The organism is Nonomuraea sp. 10N515B (assembly GCF_052245915.1).
Lineage (GTDB): Bacteria > Actinomycetota > Actinomycetes > Streptosporangiales > Streptosporangiaceae > Nonomuraea.
Window position 1 is genome coordinate 13,279 of record NZ_JBQQBQ010000018.1, and the last position, 16,283, is coordinate 29,561.

The 16,283-nt window shown below is 71.0% G+C and carries 15 protein-coding genes; 14 read left to right on the plus strand and 1 reads right to left on the minus strand.

The window, feature by feature from the left end; genetic code table 11:
* Positions 1–39 precede the first annotated feature (39 nt).
* Both ACTWQA_RS26445 and ACTWQA_RS26450 read left to right on the plus strand, forming a co-directional pair.
* A complete protein-coding gene (locus ACTWQA_RS26445) occupies positions 40–1,869 on the plus strand; it encodes an ABC transporter ATP-binding protein (RefSeq protein ID WP_443161898.1) in 1,830 nt (609 codons plus the stop codon).
* Positions 1,866–3,647 (plus strand): ABC transporter ATP-binding protein, encoded by a 1,782-nt coding sequence (locus ACTWQA_RS26450; protein WP_443161785.1) that lies wholly within the window; start codon positions 1,866–1,868, stop codon positions 3,645–3,647. The genes ACTWQA_RS26445 and ACTWQA_RS26450 overlap by 4 nt, the downstream gene beginning before the upstream one ends.
* A gap of 3 nt (positions 3,648–3,650) precedes the next feature.
* On the opposite strand, the gene ACTWQA_RS26455 is transcribed toward ACTWQA_RS26450, so the two are convergent.
* Positions 3,651–4,052 (minus strand): ATP-binding protein, encoded by a 402-nt coding sequence (locus ACTWQA_RS26455; protein WP_305922023.1) that lies wholly within the window; start codon positions 4,050–4,052, stop codon positions 3,651–3,653.
* Between the two features lie 254 nt (positions 4,053–4,306).
* Between ACTWQA_RS26455 and ACTWQA_RS26460 the strand changes: the two genes are divergently transcribed.
* The 12 genes from ACTWQA_RS26460 (at position 4,307) to ACTWQA_RS26515 (ending at position 16,258) form a co-directional block, all read left to right on the plus strand.
* Positions 4,307–4,648: an STAS domain-containing protein gene (locus ACTWQA_RS26460; protein ID WP_443161786.1), complete on the plus strand. Its 342-nt coding sequence runs from the start codon at positions 4,307–4,309 to the stop codon at positions 4,646–4,648.
* A 48-nt stretch (positions 4,649–4,696) separates the two neighbouring features.
* The gene (hisI, locus tag ACTWQA_RS26465; protein WP_443161787.1) at positions 4,697–5,053 is read left to right on the plus strand and encodes a phosphoribosyl-AMP cyclohydrolase; all 357 of its coding nucleotides are present in this window, start codon (positions 4,697–4,699) and stop codon (positions 5,051–5,053) included.
* 9 nt (positions 5,054–5,062) lie between these two features.
* A complete protein-coding gene (locus ACTWQA_RS26470) occupies positions 5,063–5,641 on the plus strand; it encodes a Trp biosynthesis-associated membrane protein (protein ID WP_443161788.1) in 579 nt (192 codons plus the stop codon).
* A gap of 116 nt (positions 5,642–5,757) precedes the next feature.
* Positions 5,758–6,405, plus strand: a complete 648-nt coding sequence (locus ACTWQA_RS26475) for a DUF4190 domain-containing protein (RefSeq protein ID WP_305922027.1) — start codon at positions 5,758–5,760, stop codon at positions 6,403–6,405.
* Between the two features lie 154 nt (positions 6,406–6,559).
* On the plus strand, positions 6,560–7,078 hold the full coding sequence (locus tag ACTWQA_RS26480; RefSeq protein WP_305922028.1) for a CD225/dispanin family protein: 519 nt from the start codon (positions 6,560–6,562) through the stop codon (positions 7,076–7,078).
* Between the two features lie 48 nt (positions 7,079–7,126).
* On the plus strand, positions 7,127–7,558 hold the full coding sequence (locus ACTWQA_RS26485; protein ID WP_305922029.1) for a DUF2752 domain-containing protein: 432 nt from the start codon (positions 7,127–7,129) through the stop codon (positions 7,556–7,558).
* A 152-nt stretch (positions 7,559–7,710) separates the two neighbouring features.
* Positions 7,711–8,550 carry an indole-3-glycerol phosphate synthase TrpC gene (gene trpC / locus ACTWQA_RS26490; RefSeq protein ID WP_443161789.1) on the plus strand — a complete coding sequence of 280 codons (840 nt, stop codon included), beginning with the start codon at positions 7,711–7,713 and terminating at the stop codon, positions 8,548–8,550.
* A gap of 38 nt (positions 8,551–8,588) precedes the next feature.
* Positions 8,589–9,794 carry a tryptophan synthase subunit beta gene (trpB, locus tag ACTWQA_RS26495; RefSeq protein ID WP_305922231.1) on the plus strand — a complete coding sequence of 402 codons (1,206 nt, stop codon included), beginning with the start codon at positions 8,589–8,591 and terminating at the stop codon, positions 9,792–9,794.
* Positions 9,795–10,063: 269 nt separating this feature from the next.
* The gene (gene trpA, locus ACTWQA_RS26500; protein WP_327583116.1) at positions 10,064–10,858 is read left to right on the plus strand and encodes a tryptophan synthase subunit alpha; all 795 of its coding nucleotides are present in this window, start codon (positions 10,064–10,066) and stop codon (positions 10,856–10,858) included.
* Between the two features lie 152 nt (positions 10,859–11,010).
* On the plus strand, positions 11,011–14,853 hold the full coding sequence (locus tag ACTWQA_RS26505; RefSeq protein WP_443161790.1) for an endo-alpha-N-acetylgalactosaminidase family protein: 3,843 nt from the start codon (positions 11,011–11,013) through the stop codon (positions 14,851–14,853).
* 179 nt (positions 14,854–15,032) lie between these two features.
* On the plus strand, positions 15,033–15,509 hold the full coding sequence (locus tag ACTWQA_RS26510) for a MauE/DoxX family redox-associated membrane protein (protein ID WP_305922033.1): 477 nt from the start codon (positions 15,033–15,035) through the stop codon (positions 15,507–15,509).
* Positions 15,506–16,258: a DsbA family protein gene (locus ACTWQA_RS26515; RefSeq protein WP_443161791.1), complete on the plus strand. Its 753-nt coding sequence runs from the start codon at positions 15,506–15,508 to the stop codon at positions 16,256–16,258. The genes ACTWQA_RS26510 and ACTWQA_RS26515 overlap by 4 nt, the downstream gene beginning before the upstream one ends.
* Positions 16,259–16,283: the final 25 nt, after the last annotated feature.

Below are 16,283 nucleotides of genomic sequence, written 5' to 3' on the forward strand. Positions count from 1 at the left end.
GGAGCCTACCGAGTGGCGAGCAAGGTCACCTCGGCCGTGATGCGCCAAGGACTACGGGTCCTTGGGGTGGCCGTTCGCACCGAGAAGGCGGTCTTCACGCTGGCCGTGCTGGCCAGCGCCGTCTATGGCGGCATGACCGTGGCCTCGGCCTGGGCGCTCGGCTGGGCCACGCAGCATGTGCTGCTGCCCTCGTTCGCCGAGGGCCGGGCGGCCACGGGGGCGCTGTGGACCGGGGTGCTCCTCATCATCGGCACGGCACTGCTGAAGGCGTTCGGCGTGGCGGGCCGCCGCATCCTGGCCGGGATCATGCAATATCGCATGCAGGCCAGGTCGCGCAGGGACGTCACCCAGCAGTATCTGCGGCTGCCGCTGTCCTGGCACCACCGGCACCCCACCGGGCAGCTGCTGTCCAACGCCAGCGCCGACGCCGAGGCGGCCTGGGCGCCGCTCGCGCCGCTGCCGATGGCCGTCGGCGTGGTCGTCATGCTGGTCACGGCGGCGATCGCGATGCTCTTCACCGACCTCGTGCTCGCGCTCGTCGGCTTCCTCATCTTCCCGGCCATCGCCGTGCTCAACCTCGTCTACCAGCGCAAGCTGAGCCCTCTCGCGACCCGCGCGCAGCAACTGCGCGCCGAGGTCAGCGAGATCGCGCACGAGAGCTTCGACGGCGCGCTCGTCGTCAAGACCCTCGGCAGGGAGGACCTGGAGACCGAGCGATTCCAGCGCCGCGCCCACGAGCTGCGCGATGCCAACATCGCCGTAGGCCGGGTGCGCGGGCTGTTCGACCCGATGCTCGAGGCGCTGCCCACGATCGGCGTGCTGGCGGTGCTCGCGGTGGGCGCGCTGCGCCTGTCCGGGGGCTCCATCGTCGCCGGCGACCTGATCCAGGTCGCCTACCTGTTCACGCTGCTGGCCTTCCCGATCAGGGCGCTCGGGTGGGTGCTGGCGGAGCTGCCGCGCAGCGTCGTCGGCTGGGAGCGGGTGCAGGCCGTCCTGGAGGCGACCGGCTCCATGGCGTACGGCGATGTCGCCACGACCTCCCCGGCGCCCGCCGAGCTGGAGGTGCGGGGCGTGTCCTACCGCTACGGCGAGGCGGAAGTGCTGCACGACGTCACCTTCGACGTGCCGGCGGGCCGCACCATCGCCCTCGTCGGGCCCACCGGATCGGGCAAGTCCACGCTGGTGCAGCTGCTCGTGCGGCTGGTCGATCCCGACACGGGACAGGTCGTGCTCGACGGCGTCGACCTGCGGGAGCTGGCGTACGGCGGGGTCGCCGCGTCGGTGGCGCTGGTGCCGCAGCAGACGTTCCTGTTCGACGACACCGTGCGCGGCAATGTCGCGCTCGGCCTGGAGAGCGCCGATGAGGACGTGTGGTCCGCGCTGCGCCTGGCCCAGGCCGACGGCTTCGTCGCCAGGCTGCCCGACGGCCTCGGCACCCGCGTCGGTGAGCGCGGCGCGACCCTGTCCGGCGGACAGCGTCAGCGCCTGGCCCTGGCCCGCGCGATCGTGCGCCGGCCCCGCCTGCTCGTGCTCGACGACGCGACCTCCAGCGTCGACCCCCAGGTCGAGGCCAGGATCCTGTACGGGCTCCGGGACGCCGCCGAGGCGTCCACCGTTGTGGTCGTCGCCTACCGCCTGGCCACGATCGCGCTGGCCGACGAGGTCGTCTACCTCGACCACGGCCGTGTCGTGGACCGCGGGCCGCACGAGGTGCTGCTGGCCCGCTGCCCGGGCTACCGCAACCTGGTGACCGCCTACGAGCGCGAGGAAGCCGAGCGCGCCGCCATCGACATCCAGACCGAAGACGAAAAGATCCTCAAGGGAGAGGAAGACGTGCTGGCGGGAGAGGAAGAGGGAGTCAGCGCATGACGACGCAGAGCATCCAGCGCGACTCCGGCCGCTCGGCGCTGGCCACCATCCGCACGGGCCTGTCGCTGACGCCCGAGTTCCGGAAGGGACTCGCGGGCACGATGGTCCTGGCCGTCATCGCGACCGTGGGCAAGATCATCGTGCCGATCGCGGTCCAGCAGACGATCGACACGGGGCTCAAGGGCGGCGCCCCGGACATCTCGTACATCACCGCGGCCGTCCTCGTGTGTGCGGCGGCCGTCGTGCTCACGGCGCTCGCCGGCTACGTCATGAACGTCCGCCTCTACAAGGCCACCGAGTCGTCCCTGGCGACCTTGCGCGTCCGCGGCTTCAGGCACGTGCACGACCTGTCGGTGCTCACCCAGAACACCGAGCGCCGCGGCGCCCTGGTCTCACGCGTCACCAACGACATCGATCAGATCAGCACCTTCATGCAATGGGGTGGACTGATGATCATCGTGGCGTTCGGGCAGCTGCTGGTGGCGACCGTGCTGATGTTCGTCTATTCCTGGCAGCTGACGCTCGTGGTCTGGGCGTGCTTCATCCCGCTGATGATCGCCCTGCCGCGCTTCCAGCGGCTGCTGTCGCGGGCGTACACGGTGGTGCGCGAGCGCACCGGCGACATGCTCGCCGCGATCAGCGAGTCCGTCGTCGGCGCCGCGGTCATCCGGGCCTACGCGTCGGAGCGGCGTACCGCCGAGCGGATCGGCAAGGCCGTGAACGCCAACAGGTCCGCCCAGGTCAGGGCACAGACCATCGTCGGTTTCGTGTTCCCGCTGACCGAGATCGTGGCCGCCGTCGCCATCGCCGGCATCGTGCTGCTCGGTGTGCGGCTGGGCCTGTCGGGCGACATCACGCAGGGCGAGCTGGTGGCGTTCCTGTTCCTGGTCACGCTGTTCGTGTCGCCGCTGCAGACCGCCACCGAGGTCCTCAACGAGGCCCAGAACGCCGTCGCCGGCTGGCGGCGCATCCTCGGCGTGCTGGACACGCCGGCCGACGTGGCCGACCCCGGTGAGGAGGGCGTGGAGCTGCCGCGCGGCCCCATCTCCGTCGCCTTCGAGGAGGTGCACTTCTCCTACCCCGCAGGCCCGCCCGTGCTGCGCGAGGTCACGCTCGAGATCCCGCCCCGCTCCCGCATCGCGGTGGTGGGGGAGACCGGCTCGGGCAAGACCACGTTCGCCAAGCTCCTGACGCGGTTGATGGACCCGGCCTCGGGACGGGTCACGATCGACGGCCACGACCTGCGCGACGTGCGCTTCTCCTCGCTGCGCGAGCGCATCGTCATGGTGCCGCAGGACGGGTTCCTGTTCGACGGGACGCTGGAGGAGAACATCCGCTACGGCAGGCCGGAGGCCACCCGCGCGGAGATCGAGCTCGCGCTGACCGAGCTGGGCCTGGCGGACTGGCTCGAGGGTCTGCCGACCGGCCTGGACACGCCCGTCGGCCAGCGGGGCGAGTCGATGTCGGCGGGCGAGCGCCAGCTCGTCGCCCTGGCCCGCGCCTACCTCGCCGACCCCGACCTGCTCCTGCTGGACGAGGCCACCTCGGCGGTGGACCCGGCCACGGAGGTACGGCTGGCCCGCGCGCTCGAAGGCGTGACCCGCGGCCGTACCGCCATCTCGATCGCCCACCGCCTGTCCACGGCCGAGAACGCCGACGAGGTGCTGGTGTTCGACGCGGGCCGCCTGGTGCAGCGCGGCGCGCACGCCGAGCTGGTGAACGAGCCGGGCGTGTACGCCGACCTGCACGCCTCCTGGATCTCCGCCGCCCACTCGTGACGATCATTCGCAGACGGCGGCGAATGTCACGGTCGTCCCCTGGGGCCCCGACACGATCGTGATGTGATCGCACAACATCCGCGTCAGCCACAATCCCCGCCCGCGGCCCTCGAACCACGCGGGCGGGCTCATGTCGCCCAGCCATCCCGGCGGCAACCCCGGCCCCTCGTCGCTCACCTCGCACCACAGCCGCCCGCCGTACGCCCACAGCCGCAACCGCCCGTGCCCGCCGCCGTGCACCACCGCATTGGTGGTGATCTCGTTGGCCGCCAGCACGAAGTCCTCCAGACGTCGCCCCGTCATCCCCTCGGAGGCGGCGTGCTCGGCGACCGCCCTGCGCAAGAATGTGACCCGCCCGCGCGCGATGCTCGCGCACCACACCTGCCTGCACATCGGCTTACACATGTGAGCCGCACCTCGCCCGCCCGGCGAACGGCAGGCGGACGTGACCACCCGGATCCGGGCCGAGAACGGACCCCGCGACGTGCATGGCGGCACCTCCCCCTAGCACGCGTCGCCGAAGAAAATACCCCTCGCCACGCCATTACGTAGTGCATTCTCTGCAAAACCCACCGTGATGTGACGCTGATCGGTGTACCTTTTCGGCCGGGGCCGCCCACGGGCAGGAGCGCCCGGCGTGGGCAGGGGGCATGAGGAGCATGAGTGTGGATGTGCTGGAGATGACGCGACGCCGACATGGCGAGCTCGTGGTGGTCAGCCTGGCGGGAGAGGTGGACGTCGACAACGCGTCCCGGGTCCGGCGGTGCCTCGGCGAGGCGGTGGAGACCCACGGACCCCGGCTGGTGGTGGATCTGTCCGCGCTGACGTTCATCGACACGACGGGGCTCGGGGTCCTCGTGCGCCAGCTGGCCGACCTGCGCGCGCGTGACGGCAGCATGGCGCTGGTCGCGCCGGACGGCCAGGTGCTGCGGCGGCTGCGCAGGACCAACCTGGCCCCCCTCTTCCCGATCTACGACACCCTCTCCCAGGCCCTGGCCTGAGGCACGAGGCGGCGCCGGTTGAAGGGGCCGGTTGAAGGGGCTGGTTGAATGGATGCCATGTCCCTCGACCCCAAGATCGCCGCACGGTTGAAGCGCAACGCCGACGGCCTCGTCGCCGCCGTCGCCCAGCAATACGACACCGGCGAGGTGCTCATGCTGGCCTGGATGAACGACGAGGCGCTGCATCGGACGCTCACCACCGGCAGGGCCACCTACTGGTCGCGCAGCCGCGGCGAGTTCTGGGTGAAGGGAGACACCTCCGGGCACGTCCAGCACGTCAAGTCGGTGGCCCTCGACTGCGACGGCGACACCGTGCTCGTCAAGGTCGACCAGGTCGGCGCCGCCTGCCACACGGGCGAGCGCACCTGCTTCGACGCCGACCAGCTCGAGACCGCGATCGGCTAGGCGCCTTTTATGGATTCCAACCGCAGGGAGCTCTGGGCCTGGCTGGCGCTGACCGTCCTGGGTTGCCTGCTGGTGCTGCTGGCCGCCGGGCGGGAGTGGGCGCGGGTCGCACACCCGGCGGCGACGGCCCCCACCGGCGGCGACCTCAGCCCTGTCCTGACACCCGTGGTGCTGGCCGGGCTGGCCGGCGTGGTGGCCGTGCTGGCGACCAAGGGCGTGGGCCGCCGCGCCGTCGGCGTCCTGCTGGCCCTGTGCGGCGCCGGCGCGGCCTGGGGCACGTGGACGGCGCTCGACGGCGCCACCGTGACCGGCTGGGTCCACGAGCACAACGCGCTGCGCTCCTCGCTCGGGCACCTGCCCTGGGAGATCGCCCCGCTCTGGCCCGTCGTGGCGGGCGCCGGAGCGGCCCTGATGATCGCCGGGGGAGCCGTCGCGATCGCGCGCGGCGGCAGGTGGGCGGGTATGTCCGCCCGTTACGAGCGCGGCGGAACCCGCACGGGCGAGAGCGGCGCGAGCTCCGCCGCGCCGGCGCACGACGACAAGGCGCTCTGGGACGCCCTCGACCGGGGAGACGACCCCACCCGTTAGCCGCCGCAAGGCCCAATGTTACGAACTATCCACTGTTCTGAAACCTCGGTCGGCCTGGCCGTCGTTCCTCAATAAGCTGCCGTTGCAATTCGCCACGAACACTAGGAGCCAGGCGCATGAGCTACGGGGATCAGGGCGGAAACGGCGGTTATGGCGCGCAGCCGCCCGGCGGAGGATATGGCCAGCAGCCGCCCGGCGGCGGGGGCTATGGCGGGGGCGGATACGGCCAGCAGCCGCCGAGCAGTGGCGGATACGGCGGCGGGTACGGTCAGCAGCCCTCGAGCGGTGGCGGATATGGGCAGCAGCCTCCGAATAGCGGCGGCTATGGGCAGCAGCCTCCGAGCGGTGGTGGTTACGGCGGATATGGGCAGCAGCCGCCCAGCTATCCGCAGGAGCCGCTCGGCTACGGCCAGATGCCGCCCAGCGGCGGGTTCGGCCAGCAGCCCGGGGGCTACGGCTACAACCCCTATGGCCCGCCGCAGCAGCCCAGGTCGACCAACGGCATGGCGGTGGCCTCGCTCGTCCTGGGCATCATCGGCCTGATTTTCTGTGGATTGACCAGTCTCCCGGGTGTGATCCTCGGCCACATCGCGCTCAACAAGATCAAGCGCACGGGCGAGGAGGGCCAGGGGATGGCGGTGGCGGGCCTGGTGACGTCGTACATCACGGTCGTGTTGTGGGCCCTGTGCTGGATCATTTTCGGCGGCCTGTGGCTGTCCCTGCTCGGCCTCAGCGCAGCCGCCTCATCCTCTGCCGGCTACTGACGAGTAACGGTCAGTTGCGTAGCCGGACCGTGACGGGCTGCTTGCGGTCCGATTACGAATTGTCCCCAAATTGGATGTTGCTCCACGTAGGAGATGGTTTCTCGCTAGGCTGCCGCGCACTCGCCACAACGATGACGAATTGAGGAGTCATAGGATGACCTACGGTAACCAGGGCGATGGCGGCTACGGCTCGCAGCCGCCCGGCGGCGGTTACGGCCAGCAGCCCCCCAGTGGCGGTGGCGGCTACGGCCAGCAGCCGCCCAGCGGTGGCGGTGGCTACGGCCAGCAGCCGCCCAGCGGCGGCGGTTACGGCGGCGGCTACGGCCAGCAGCCCCCGAGTGGTGGCGGCTACGGCGGCGGGTACGGCCAGCAGCCGCCCAGTGGTGGCGGCTACGGCGGGCAGCAGCCGCCGGACAACCACCTGGTCCCTGCCATCCTCACCACGCTGTTCTGCTGTCTGCCGCTCGGCATCGTGTCGATCGTCAAGTCGTCGCAGGTCAACTCGAAGTGGCAGGCCGGCGACTACCAGGGATCCGTGCAGGCCTCCGAGGAGGCCAAGAAGTGGTGGAAATGGAGCCTGATCGCCGGCGCCATCTGGTGGGTGCTGATCATCATCTTCTATGTCGTGGTGTTCGTCATCGCCGCCTCGAGCATGCCGTCCGGCTCCTACTAGGCCCCCGTACGGGACGATCGGCATCCAGGGAAGGCGGATACTGAAACCATGGGCATCGCAACGACCGAGCGGCACGGCACCGACCGGCTCAAGGGCCTGCTGGCGCCGCTCGGTGTTGCGGCCGGGGCGGGCGCCGTGTTCGCGTTCGTGGGCGCGGTCGACCCCAACGAGCCCGGCCACTACCCGACGTGCCCCTTCCTGTGGCTGACCGGCCTCTACTGCCCGGGCTGCGGCACGCTGCGCACCATTCACGCCCTGGCCCACCTCGACCCGGTGGCGGCGCTCGGGCTCAACCCGCTCGCGGTGGTGATGATCCCGTTCCTGCTGTTCTGGTGGGGCAGGTGGGTGGTGCGCGCCTGGCAGGGCAGGCCCAGGCGCACGACGCTGGCCCATCCGGCGTGGCTGTGGGCCTTCCTCGGGGTCGTCATGGTCTACTGGGTCGTCCGTAACCTGCCGTTCGGGGCGTTCCTCGCCCCCTAGTCCTGCCCCCTGTGGTGAGGCGACCCCACAGAGGCCGATACCATCGCAGGACAGGCGGAGAGCGGACGCGACGCGATGTCCTATCAGCTCGGGAGCTCCGCTCCCTTCGCGCTCTCAGCCACCCCCACAGTCGACCGGAGGGACCCCAGCGCGTGAGTGAGCGGACGGAAGGACCGAGTGTCCTCGACGACATCCTCGACGGGGTGCGCGCCGACCTCGCCGCACGCCAGCAGGCCGTGTCCATGGACGAGCTCAAGCAGCGGGCCGAGCGGGCGCAGCCGCCCAGAGACGCGATGGCCGCGCTCGGGGGTGACAGGATCTCGGTGATCGCCGAGGTCAAGCGCTCGAGCCCGTCCAAGGGCGCGCTGGCCGCGATCGCCGACCCCGCCGCGCTGGCGGCCGACTACGAAGCCGGCGGCGCGCACGTCATCAGCGTGCTGACCGAGCGCCGCAAGTTCGGCGGCAGTCTCGACGACCTGGCCGCGGTCCGCGCCAGGGTCGACATCCCGATCCTGCGCAAAGACTTCATCCTGACCTCTTACCAGCTGTGGGAGGCCAGGGCCCACGGCGCCGACCTGGCGCTGCTGATGGTCGTCTGCCTGGAGCAGGAGGCCCTGGTGTCGCTGATCGAGCGGTCCGAGTCGATCGGGCTCACCCCTCTCGTAGAGGTGCACACCGAGGAGGAGCTCGAGCGGGCGGTCGCCGCCGGCGCCCGGGTCATCGGGGTCAACGCCCGCAACCTGAAGACGCTCGAGGTCGACCGCGATGTCTTCGCGAAGCTGGCGCCGAAGATCCCCGATAATGTGATCAAGATCGCCGAGTCGGGCGTCCGCGGCCCGCACGACCTGCTCGCCTACGCCAGGGGCGGCGCCGACGCCGTCCTGGTGGGGGAGAGTCTGGTCACCGGCAAGGACCCGCGCAAGGCAGTGGAGGCGCTGGTGACCGCCGGCGCTCATCCGTCGACGCGCCCCGACCACTCAGCAGAGGGATAGCAGTGGCAAACGAAGGCACCATCCTGACCGCCGCGGACCTGGCGGGCAACGGCGCGCACGGGGACGACCCCGACGTGCACGGCAAGTTCGGCATCTTCGGCGGCCGGTTCGTGCCCGAGGCGCTCATCCCGGCGCTGGACGAGGTGGCCGCGGTCTACGACAAGGCCAAGAGCGACCCGGAGTTCCTCCGCGAGTTCGACCACCTGCTGCGGACTTACGCGGGCCGGCCCACCACGCTGACCGACGTGCCGCGCTTCAGTGAGCAGGCCGGCGGCGCCAGGATCATCCTCAAGCGCGAGGACCTCACCCACACCGGCGCCCACAAGATCAACAATGTGCTCGGCCAGGCGCTGCTGACCAAGCGGCTGGGCAAGAAGCGGGTGATCGCCGAGACCGGCGCAGGCCAGCACGGCGTGGCCACCGCCACCGCCGCGGCCCTGCTCGGCCTGGAGTGCGTCATCTACATGGGCGCCGTCGACTGCGAGCGCCAGGCGCTCAACGTGGCCAGGATGAAGCTGCTCGGCGCCACCGTGGTTCCGGTGACGAACGGCTCGCAGACCCTGAAGGACGCCATCAACGAGGCGTTCCGCGACTGGGTGACCAACGTCGACACCACCCACTACCTGTTCGGCACGGTGGCGGGGCCGCACCCGTTCCCCGAGATCGTGCGCGACTTCGCCCGCATCATCGGCGTCGAGGCCCGCCGCCAGATGCTGGAGCTGACCGGCAAGCTGCCCGACGCGGTGTGCGCGGCCGTCGGCGGCGGCAGCAACGCGATCGGCATCTTCCACGCGTTCCTCGGCGACGAGGCCGTCCAGCTGCACGGCTACGAGGCCGCCGGGCACGGCCTGGACAGCGGCGAGCACGCGCTCACGCTCACCGCCGGCTCGGTCGGCGTGCTGCACGGCTCGCGCACCTACGTGCTGCAGGACGACGAGGGCCAGACCATCGAGTCCCACTCCATCTCGGCCGGGCTCGACTACCCGGGCGTCGGCCCCGAGCACGCCTGGCTCAAGGACTCGGGACGCGCGACCTACCACGGCGTCACCGACGACGAGGCGATGGCCGCCTTCTCGCTGCTGGCCAGGACCGAGGGCATCATCCCCGCCATCGAGTCCTCCCACGCCCTGGCGGGAGCGCTGCGGCTCGGGCGCGAGCTCGGCCCGGAGGCCACCCTCCTGGTCAACCTCTCCGGGCGCGGCGACAAGGACATGGGCACGGCGATGAAATACTTCAACCTCTAGCGGGCCCGCGCCAGTCCGCGCTCGCTCCTCATCGTGGCAAGACCGGCGGGCGAGGATCGCCACATCCCACCCGCCCTCAGCAGAGGAGCTCACCCCCGAATGGCCTTGCCGCACGTACGGCGGGGGCGAGGGACCGGCGGCGGCCGGGATGGCCGCTCTCCGGGCCGGATCGCACGCCCGCCGGCGCGGCGGCGCGGCGGCGCGGAGGATTTCGGGCCGGCGTGACGGCGGGGCATCATGGTGGGACTAGACCTTTGGAACGGACAGACATGACGACTCTTCAGACGGTGTTCGCCAAGGCGAAGGCGGACAACCGGGCCGCGCTCGTCGGCTACCTGCCCGCGGGCTTCCCCTCCAAGGGAGGCGACGTCGCCGCCGCCGCGGCCCTGGTGGAGGCCGGCTGCGACGTCATCGAGATCGGCCTGCCCTACTCCGACCCGCTCATGGACGGGCCGACGATCCAGGACGCGGTGCACAGGTCGCTGACCAACGGCACGCGCATCGCCGACGTCATGCGCACGGTCGAGGGCGTGGCCGCCACCGGCGCCGCCACGCTGGTCATGACCTACTGGAACCCGGTCGACAAATACGGCGCCGAGCGCTTCGCCCGCGACCTGGCCAACGCCGGCGGGGTGGGCACGATCACGCCCGACCTGACGCCCGAGGAGTCCGAGCCGTGGCGCGCCGCCTCGGCGAGCGCCGGCATCGACACCGTGTTCCTGGTGGCGCCCAGCTCGACGGAGGACCGCATCAAGGCCGTCGTCGACTGCTGCACCGGCTTCGTGTACGCGGCGTCGCTGATGGGGGTCACGGGCGCCAGGGAGAGCGTCAACGTCGCCGCTGAAGGCCTGGTCAAGCGGACGCGAGCGCACACGGATCTGCCGGTGTGCGTGGGCCTCGGAGTGGGCACGGGCGCGCAGGCGGCCGAGGTGGCGGCCTACGCCGACGGGGTCATCGTGGGGTCGGCGTTCATCCGGCGCATCCTGGACGCACCCGACGAGGCCGCAGGGCGAGAGTCGATCGCCGTGCTGGCCAAGGACATGGCCCAAGGCATGCGCCGCTGAGGTTTGCGCAGCGCGACTCCCCTCGGTGTCGCGCTTGACCAATTTTGTCAGATAGCGCAAAGATCTGGCGCGTAGGTTCTTGGCGGGCGGCGCTGTGCCGGGTGATGATCGGGGCTCCCGAACGGTGTGACGCATGACCCGGAAGGACACCTATGCGTCAAGGTCCCGTTGTCTTAGCAGCCCTCGCACTCGCGGCCACGGCCATGGCCGCCCCCACCGACCCGCCGGCTCCGTCGCCCACGTACGAGCTGCCATCCCCTGACTCCTCGCCGACCGGCCCGCCGCCGCCCCGCCCCACGGCGCAGAACGTGTCGCCCACGCCTGCCCGGGTGGCCGAGCCGATCACGATCGCGTCGGCGGACATACGCGTGGAGCTGGACCCGGCCTTCCCGCGCGTCCTGCGCTACACCGACGTGGCGAGCGGCGCGAGGCTCGGCGGCAGCGCCGGCGTGCCCGCCGTCGTGCTGAACGGCCAGCCGCGCACCGCCGCCGTGGCGCTGTCCGGGAACGACGGCGCGACCGCCCGCTACCGGCTGACCTTCCCCGACCTGCCAGGTGTCGCGCTGGGAGCGAGCATCGGCGTCAAGGGCCGGGTGACGACGTTCAGGATCGACTCGGTGGCCGACAGCGAGGAGTTCCGCGTCGGCACGATCGACCTGCCCGGCCACGACCTGGTGTCGGTCTCGAGCGCGCAGCCGGGCGCCGCCACCGCGTTCACCAGGCTCGACCCGAACTCGACCCGCACCGCGGACGTGTTCGCCCAGGTCACCGGGGACACCGCGCCCGATGCGGCCCCGGTCGGGGCGACGTACGCGATCGTGAACACCGACCGGCTGGCCGCGGCGATCGAGTCGAACTCCACTTATGACCGCCCCTCGGGCGTCACCGACCGGGACGCCGCCAGGTTCTGGCACCAGGCCAGGAAGGACGCGGCCGGGACGGTCACGGTGGGCGTGTGGAGCGGGCAGTGGACGTACCGGGCGGCGGGCTCGCCGTTCGCCGAGGAACCGCCCTGGGCCAAGGTCGTGGTCACCCCTGACGCCAACGGCGACGGAACGCTGGACTGGCAGGACGGCGCGGTCGCCTTCCGGGACATCGGCGTCAAGGCGCTCGGCGCGGAGCGCACCAGGGATCGGGTGGCGATCCACATCCCGTTCAACTTCTCCAGCCAGGCCACGCACCCGTTCCTGCGCACGCTCGACGACGTCAAGCGGATCTCGCTGGCCACCGACGGGCTCGGCCAGCTGGCACTGCTCAAGGGCTACCAGTCCGAAGGGCACGACGCGGCGCACCCCGACTACGGCGGCAACTACAACCGCCGCGCCGGCGGCCTGAAGGACCTCAACACGCTGCTCAAGAGCGGCAAGGGCTGGAACGCCACGTTCGGCGTGCACGTCAACGCCACCGAGTCCTACCCTGAGGCCAAGAGCTTCAGCGAGCAGCTCGTCGACAAGGACGCCAAGGGCTGGAACTGGCTCGACCAGGCGTACCTGATCGACCAGCGCGGCGACCTCACCAGGGGGACGCTCGCCCGAAGGTTCGCGCAGCTGCGCGAGGAGACCGACAGGAACCTCGCGGTGCTGTACGTGGACGTGTTCCGGCCGTTCGGCTGGGTCGCCGACCGCACGCTCGCGGAGCTGCGCGCGCAAGGCTGGCAGGTCACCACGGAATGGTCGGACAAACTGGAGCGGTCGTCGCTGTGGGCACACTGGGCCAACGACCTCAACTACGGCGGGGTCACCAACAAAGGGCTGAACTCCCAGATCATCCGGTTCATCCGCAACGACGAGAAGGACGTCTGGAACGCGCACCCGATCCTCGGCAACGCCCGCATCGTCGAGTTCGAGGGCTGGACGGCGGAGAACGACTTCACCGCCTTCTTCCGCAACATCTGGGAGCACAACCTGCCGGCCAAGTTCCTGCAGCACCACAAGATCATGGACTGGAACGCCGACGAGATCGTCTTCACCGGCGGCGTGCGCGGCACGAACCGCAGCGGCCGGCGGGAGTGGTTCGCGGGCGGGCGCAAGGTGCTCGACGGCGGCACGTACCTGCTGCCGTGGCAGGGCAAGCACTACCACTACAACCCGGCGGGCGGCGAGACCACGTGGGACGCCGACCGGCCGATGACCGTCTACAAGCTCACCGACCAGGGCCGCGTCCCCGCGGGCACGGTCACCCCGGCGGGCGGGAAGATCACGCTGCGGGCCGAGGCCGGCGTGCCGTACGTGCTCTACCCGGGCAAGGCGCCCAAGCTGCCCGATCCCGGGTGGGGACAGGGCAGCGGCGTGCGCGACCCCGGCTTCAACTCTGACCGCCTCGACGGATGGCGTGTCAGCGGGCCTGTGAGCGTCGAGAGGAACGGGCTGGGCCATCGGGTGGCCCGGCTGGCCGGCGGCGCCCAGGCGCGGCTTGAGCAGCGGCTGACGGGTCTGGAGCCGGGCCGGACGTACACCGCGTCAGCGTTCGTCGAGGTCGAGCCGGGTAAGACGCGTGCGACCACGCTGGAGGCGGGTGGGGCGGCGGTGACGACCGACCGGTCCACGGCCAAGAACTACATCGCCTCGGACGAGAAGCACGACACCTTCTTCCAGCGGGTCAAGGTCACGTTCACGGCTGCAGGCCAGGCGGCCACGCTGCGGATCACGGCCGCCGACGCGGCCGGGGACGTGCGGGTGGACGACGTGCGGGTGTTCCTGCGGGAGCCGCCGGGCCGGGTCGAGACGTTCGAGTCGGCCGAGCCCGGGTGGGGGCCGTTCGTGAAGGGGGACGCGGGCGGGTCGTTCGACGCGCGCACCCACCTGGCCGAGCGGCATGACCCGTACACGCAGGCCGGGTGGAACGGCAAGGCGGTCGACGACGTGCTGAACGGCGACTGGTCGCTCAAGGCCCACGAGGAGCGGCAGGGGCTGATCTACCGCACGCTGCCCTGGACCGCGCGATTCGAGCCCGGGCGCGCCTACGAGGTGTCGTTCGCCTACCAGAACGCGCAGGCGGACACGTACCAGTGGGTGACCGGCTACGACGCGGGCGGCGCGAGCGTCGAGACGCGGCGCACGCCGATCCCCGAGCGGCGGACCACGGCCACCTTCACCGAGCGGGTGGTCGGCGGCTGCGGCGACGTGTGGGTCGGGCTGCGCTCGCTCCGGCCCGAGCAGGCCGGGGCCGACTTCGTCCTGGACGACTTCTCCGTCACCGACCTCGGGCCCGCGCAGGACGCGCCAGCTTGTGGGTCGCTGGAGCTGACGCCCGCCTCGGCGGCGTTCGAGCAGGGCGCCGCGAACGAGGTCACCACCGTGTTCACCAACCGGGAGGACGCGGCGGCGACAGAGACGCGGGTGACGCTGGAGGCACCGCAGGGCTGGGCCGTCGCCGGCGACGGGACCGGGACCGTCGAGCCCGGCGGCCGGCTCACCACGACGTGGAAGGTCACCCCGCCCGCCGACGCCCCCTACGGCTTCTACGACCTGAAGGCCGCCGTGTCCTACACGGTGAGCGGCGCGGCCAGGACGCTGACGACCTCGGCACGCGTACGGACCCTGCCGCCGCCTCCCCGGGCCGACGCCTACGCCAGCGATCTGGAATGGGTCAGCGCCGGCAACGGCTGGGGGCCTGTCGAGCGTGACCGGTCCAACGGCGACACCGGCGAGGCCGACGGCGGACCTCTCGTCATCGGCGGGCGGACCTTCGCCAAGGGCCTCGGCACGCATGCCCCCGCCAAGATCCGCTTCTACCTGAACGGGCGGTGCTCGGCGTTCATTGCGTTCGTCGGCGTGGACGACGTGCAGGCCACGCGGGGGTCGGTGCGGTTCGGCGTGATGGCCGACGGCGTGGAGCGGGCGCGCAGCCCAGTGCTGCGGGCCGCCGACCCGGCCTACGAGCTCGTCGCCGATCTGGCCGGCGCCCGGTACGTCGACCTCGTGGCCGACGACGCGGGCGACGGGAACGGCAACGACCACGCCGACTGGGGAGAGGCCAGGCTCACCTGCGGCTGAACCCGGGCATCTCCCCGCGAAAGCCCAGCTCAGGGCATAGAAAAGCCGCTTAGCTGCCGCTTATCCCCGGCATGATCGGATGGAACCCGATACTGTGCGCCTCCCGGCACAGAGGCAGAGGAGAGTGACCCGTGGCCGCGTCGCAACCATCACACAACGCCAGGAGAGCGATACCCTGGGTGACGACCGTCGCACGGCTCGTTCTCGGCGGAGTGTTGATCGCAGCGGGCGCGCTCAAGATCGGCAACCCGTCGGACTCCGTCGTGGCGGTCAAGGCTTACCAGCTGCTGCCCGAGTCGATCGCCGTCCCGGTGGGCTACATCCTGCCGATTCTGGAGATCGTCGTGGGCGTGCTGCTGGTCGTCGGTCTGCTGACCAGGGTGGCCGCCGTGATCGCGGGGCTGCTCATGTTCGCGTTCGTGTTCGGCATCGCCTGGGCGTGGGCGAACGGCCTGCGGATCGACTGCGGCTGTTTCGGCGGCGGCGGCCAGCTGGGGAAGGGGCAGGAGCCCACCTACCTGCTCGACATCCTGCGTGACTTCGGCCTCGTGTTGCTCGGCGCCTGGATCGTCCGTTTCCCGCCGGGCCGCTTCGCGCTCGACGGAGCCCTCGGCCTGGGGGGCGACAGTGCAGACGACGAGGAGGACGACCGATGAGCAAGGGTTCGAAGACGCGGTCCGCGCGCGAGAAGATCAAGGAGCAGCAGGCCGCCGCACGGGCGCGCGACAAGCGCCGGCGAATCGTGACGTACGTGACCGCCGGCGTGGTCGCGGTGGCCGCGGTCGGGCTCGGCTGGTTGTACGCGGCCACCACCTCGACCCCGGAGGAGGCCGCGGCAGGGCTCGCGCCGATCGCCGTGCAGCCCGACGGCAGCGTCGTGATGGCCCAGAACGGCGTCACGAAGCCCGTCGTCGACATCTACGAGGACTTCCAGTGCCCGGCCTGCAAGGAGGCCGAGCGGGTCAGCGGGCAGACGTTCAAGAACCTCGCCGCCGAGGGCAAGGCCAAGGTCGTCTACCACCCCATCACGATCTTCTCTCAGGAGCCGACCAAGTCCAACTCCGTACGCGCGGGCAACGCCGCCCGCTGCATCGCGGACGGCAAGCAGTGGATGGCCTTCCACGGACTGCTCTTCGCGAACCAGCCGTCCGAGACCGCCGAAGGCTTCAAGAACGACGAGCTCGTGCAGTGGGGCAAGGAGGCCGGGGTGACCGCGCCGGACTTCCAGCAGTGCGTCACGTCGGGCAAGCACGCGCAGGCACAGCTGTCGTACAGTGAGAAGATCATGAAGGAGCAGAAGCTGACCCATACGCCGACGGTGAAGTTGAACGGAACGGAAATGGACAATGCGGTAGTCTTCAGCCCGCAGCAACTGCGCGAACAGATTACGAAGGCGGCTAAGTAGCCTCGCTTCCGCTACCCTCACCTGA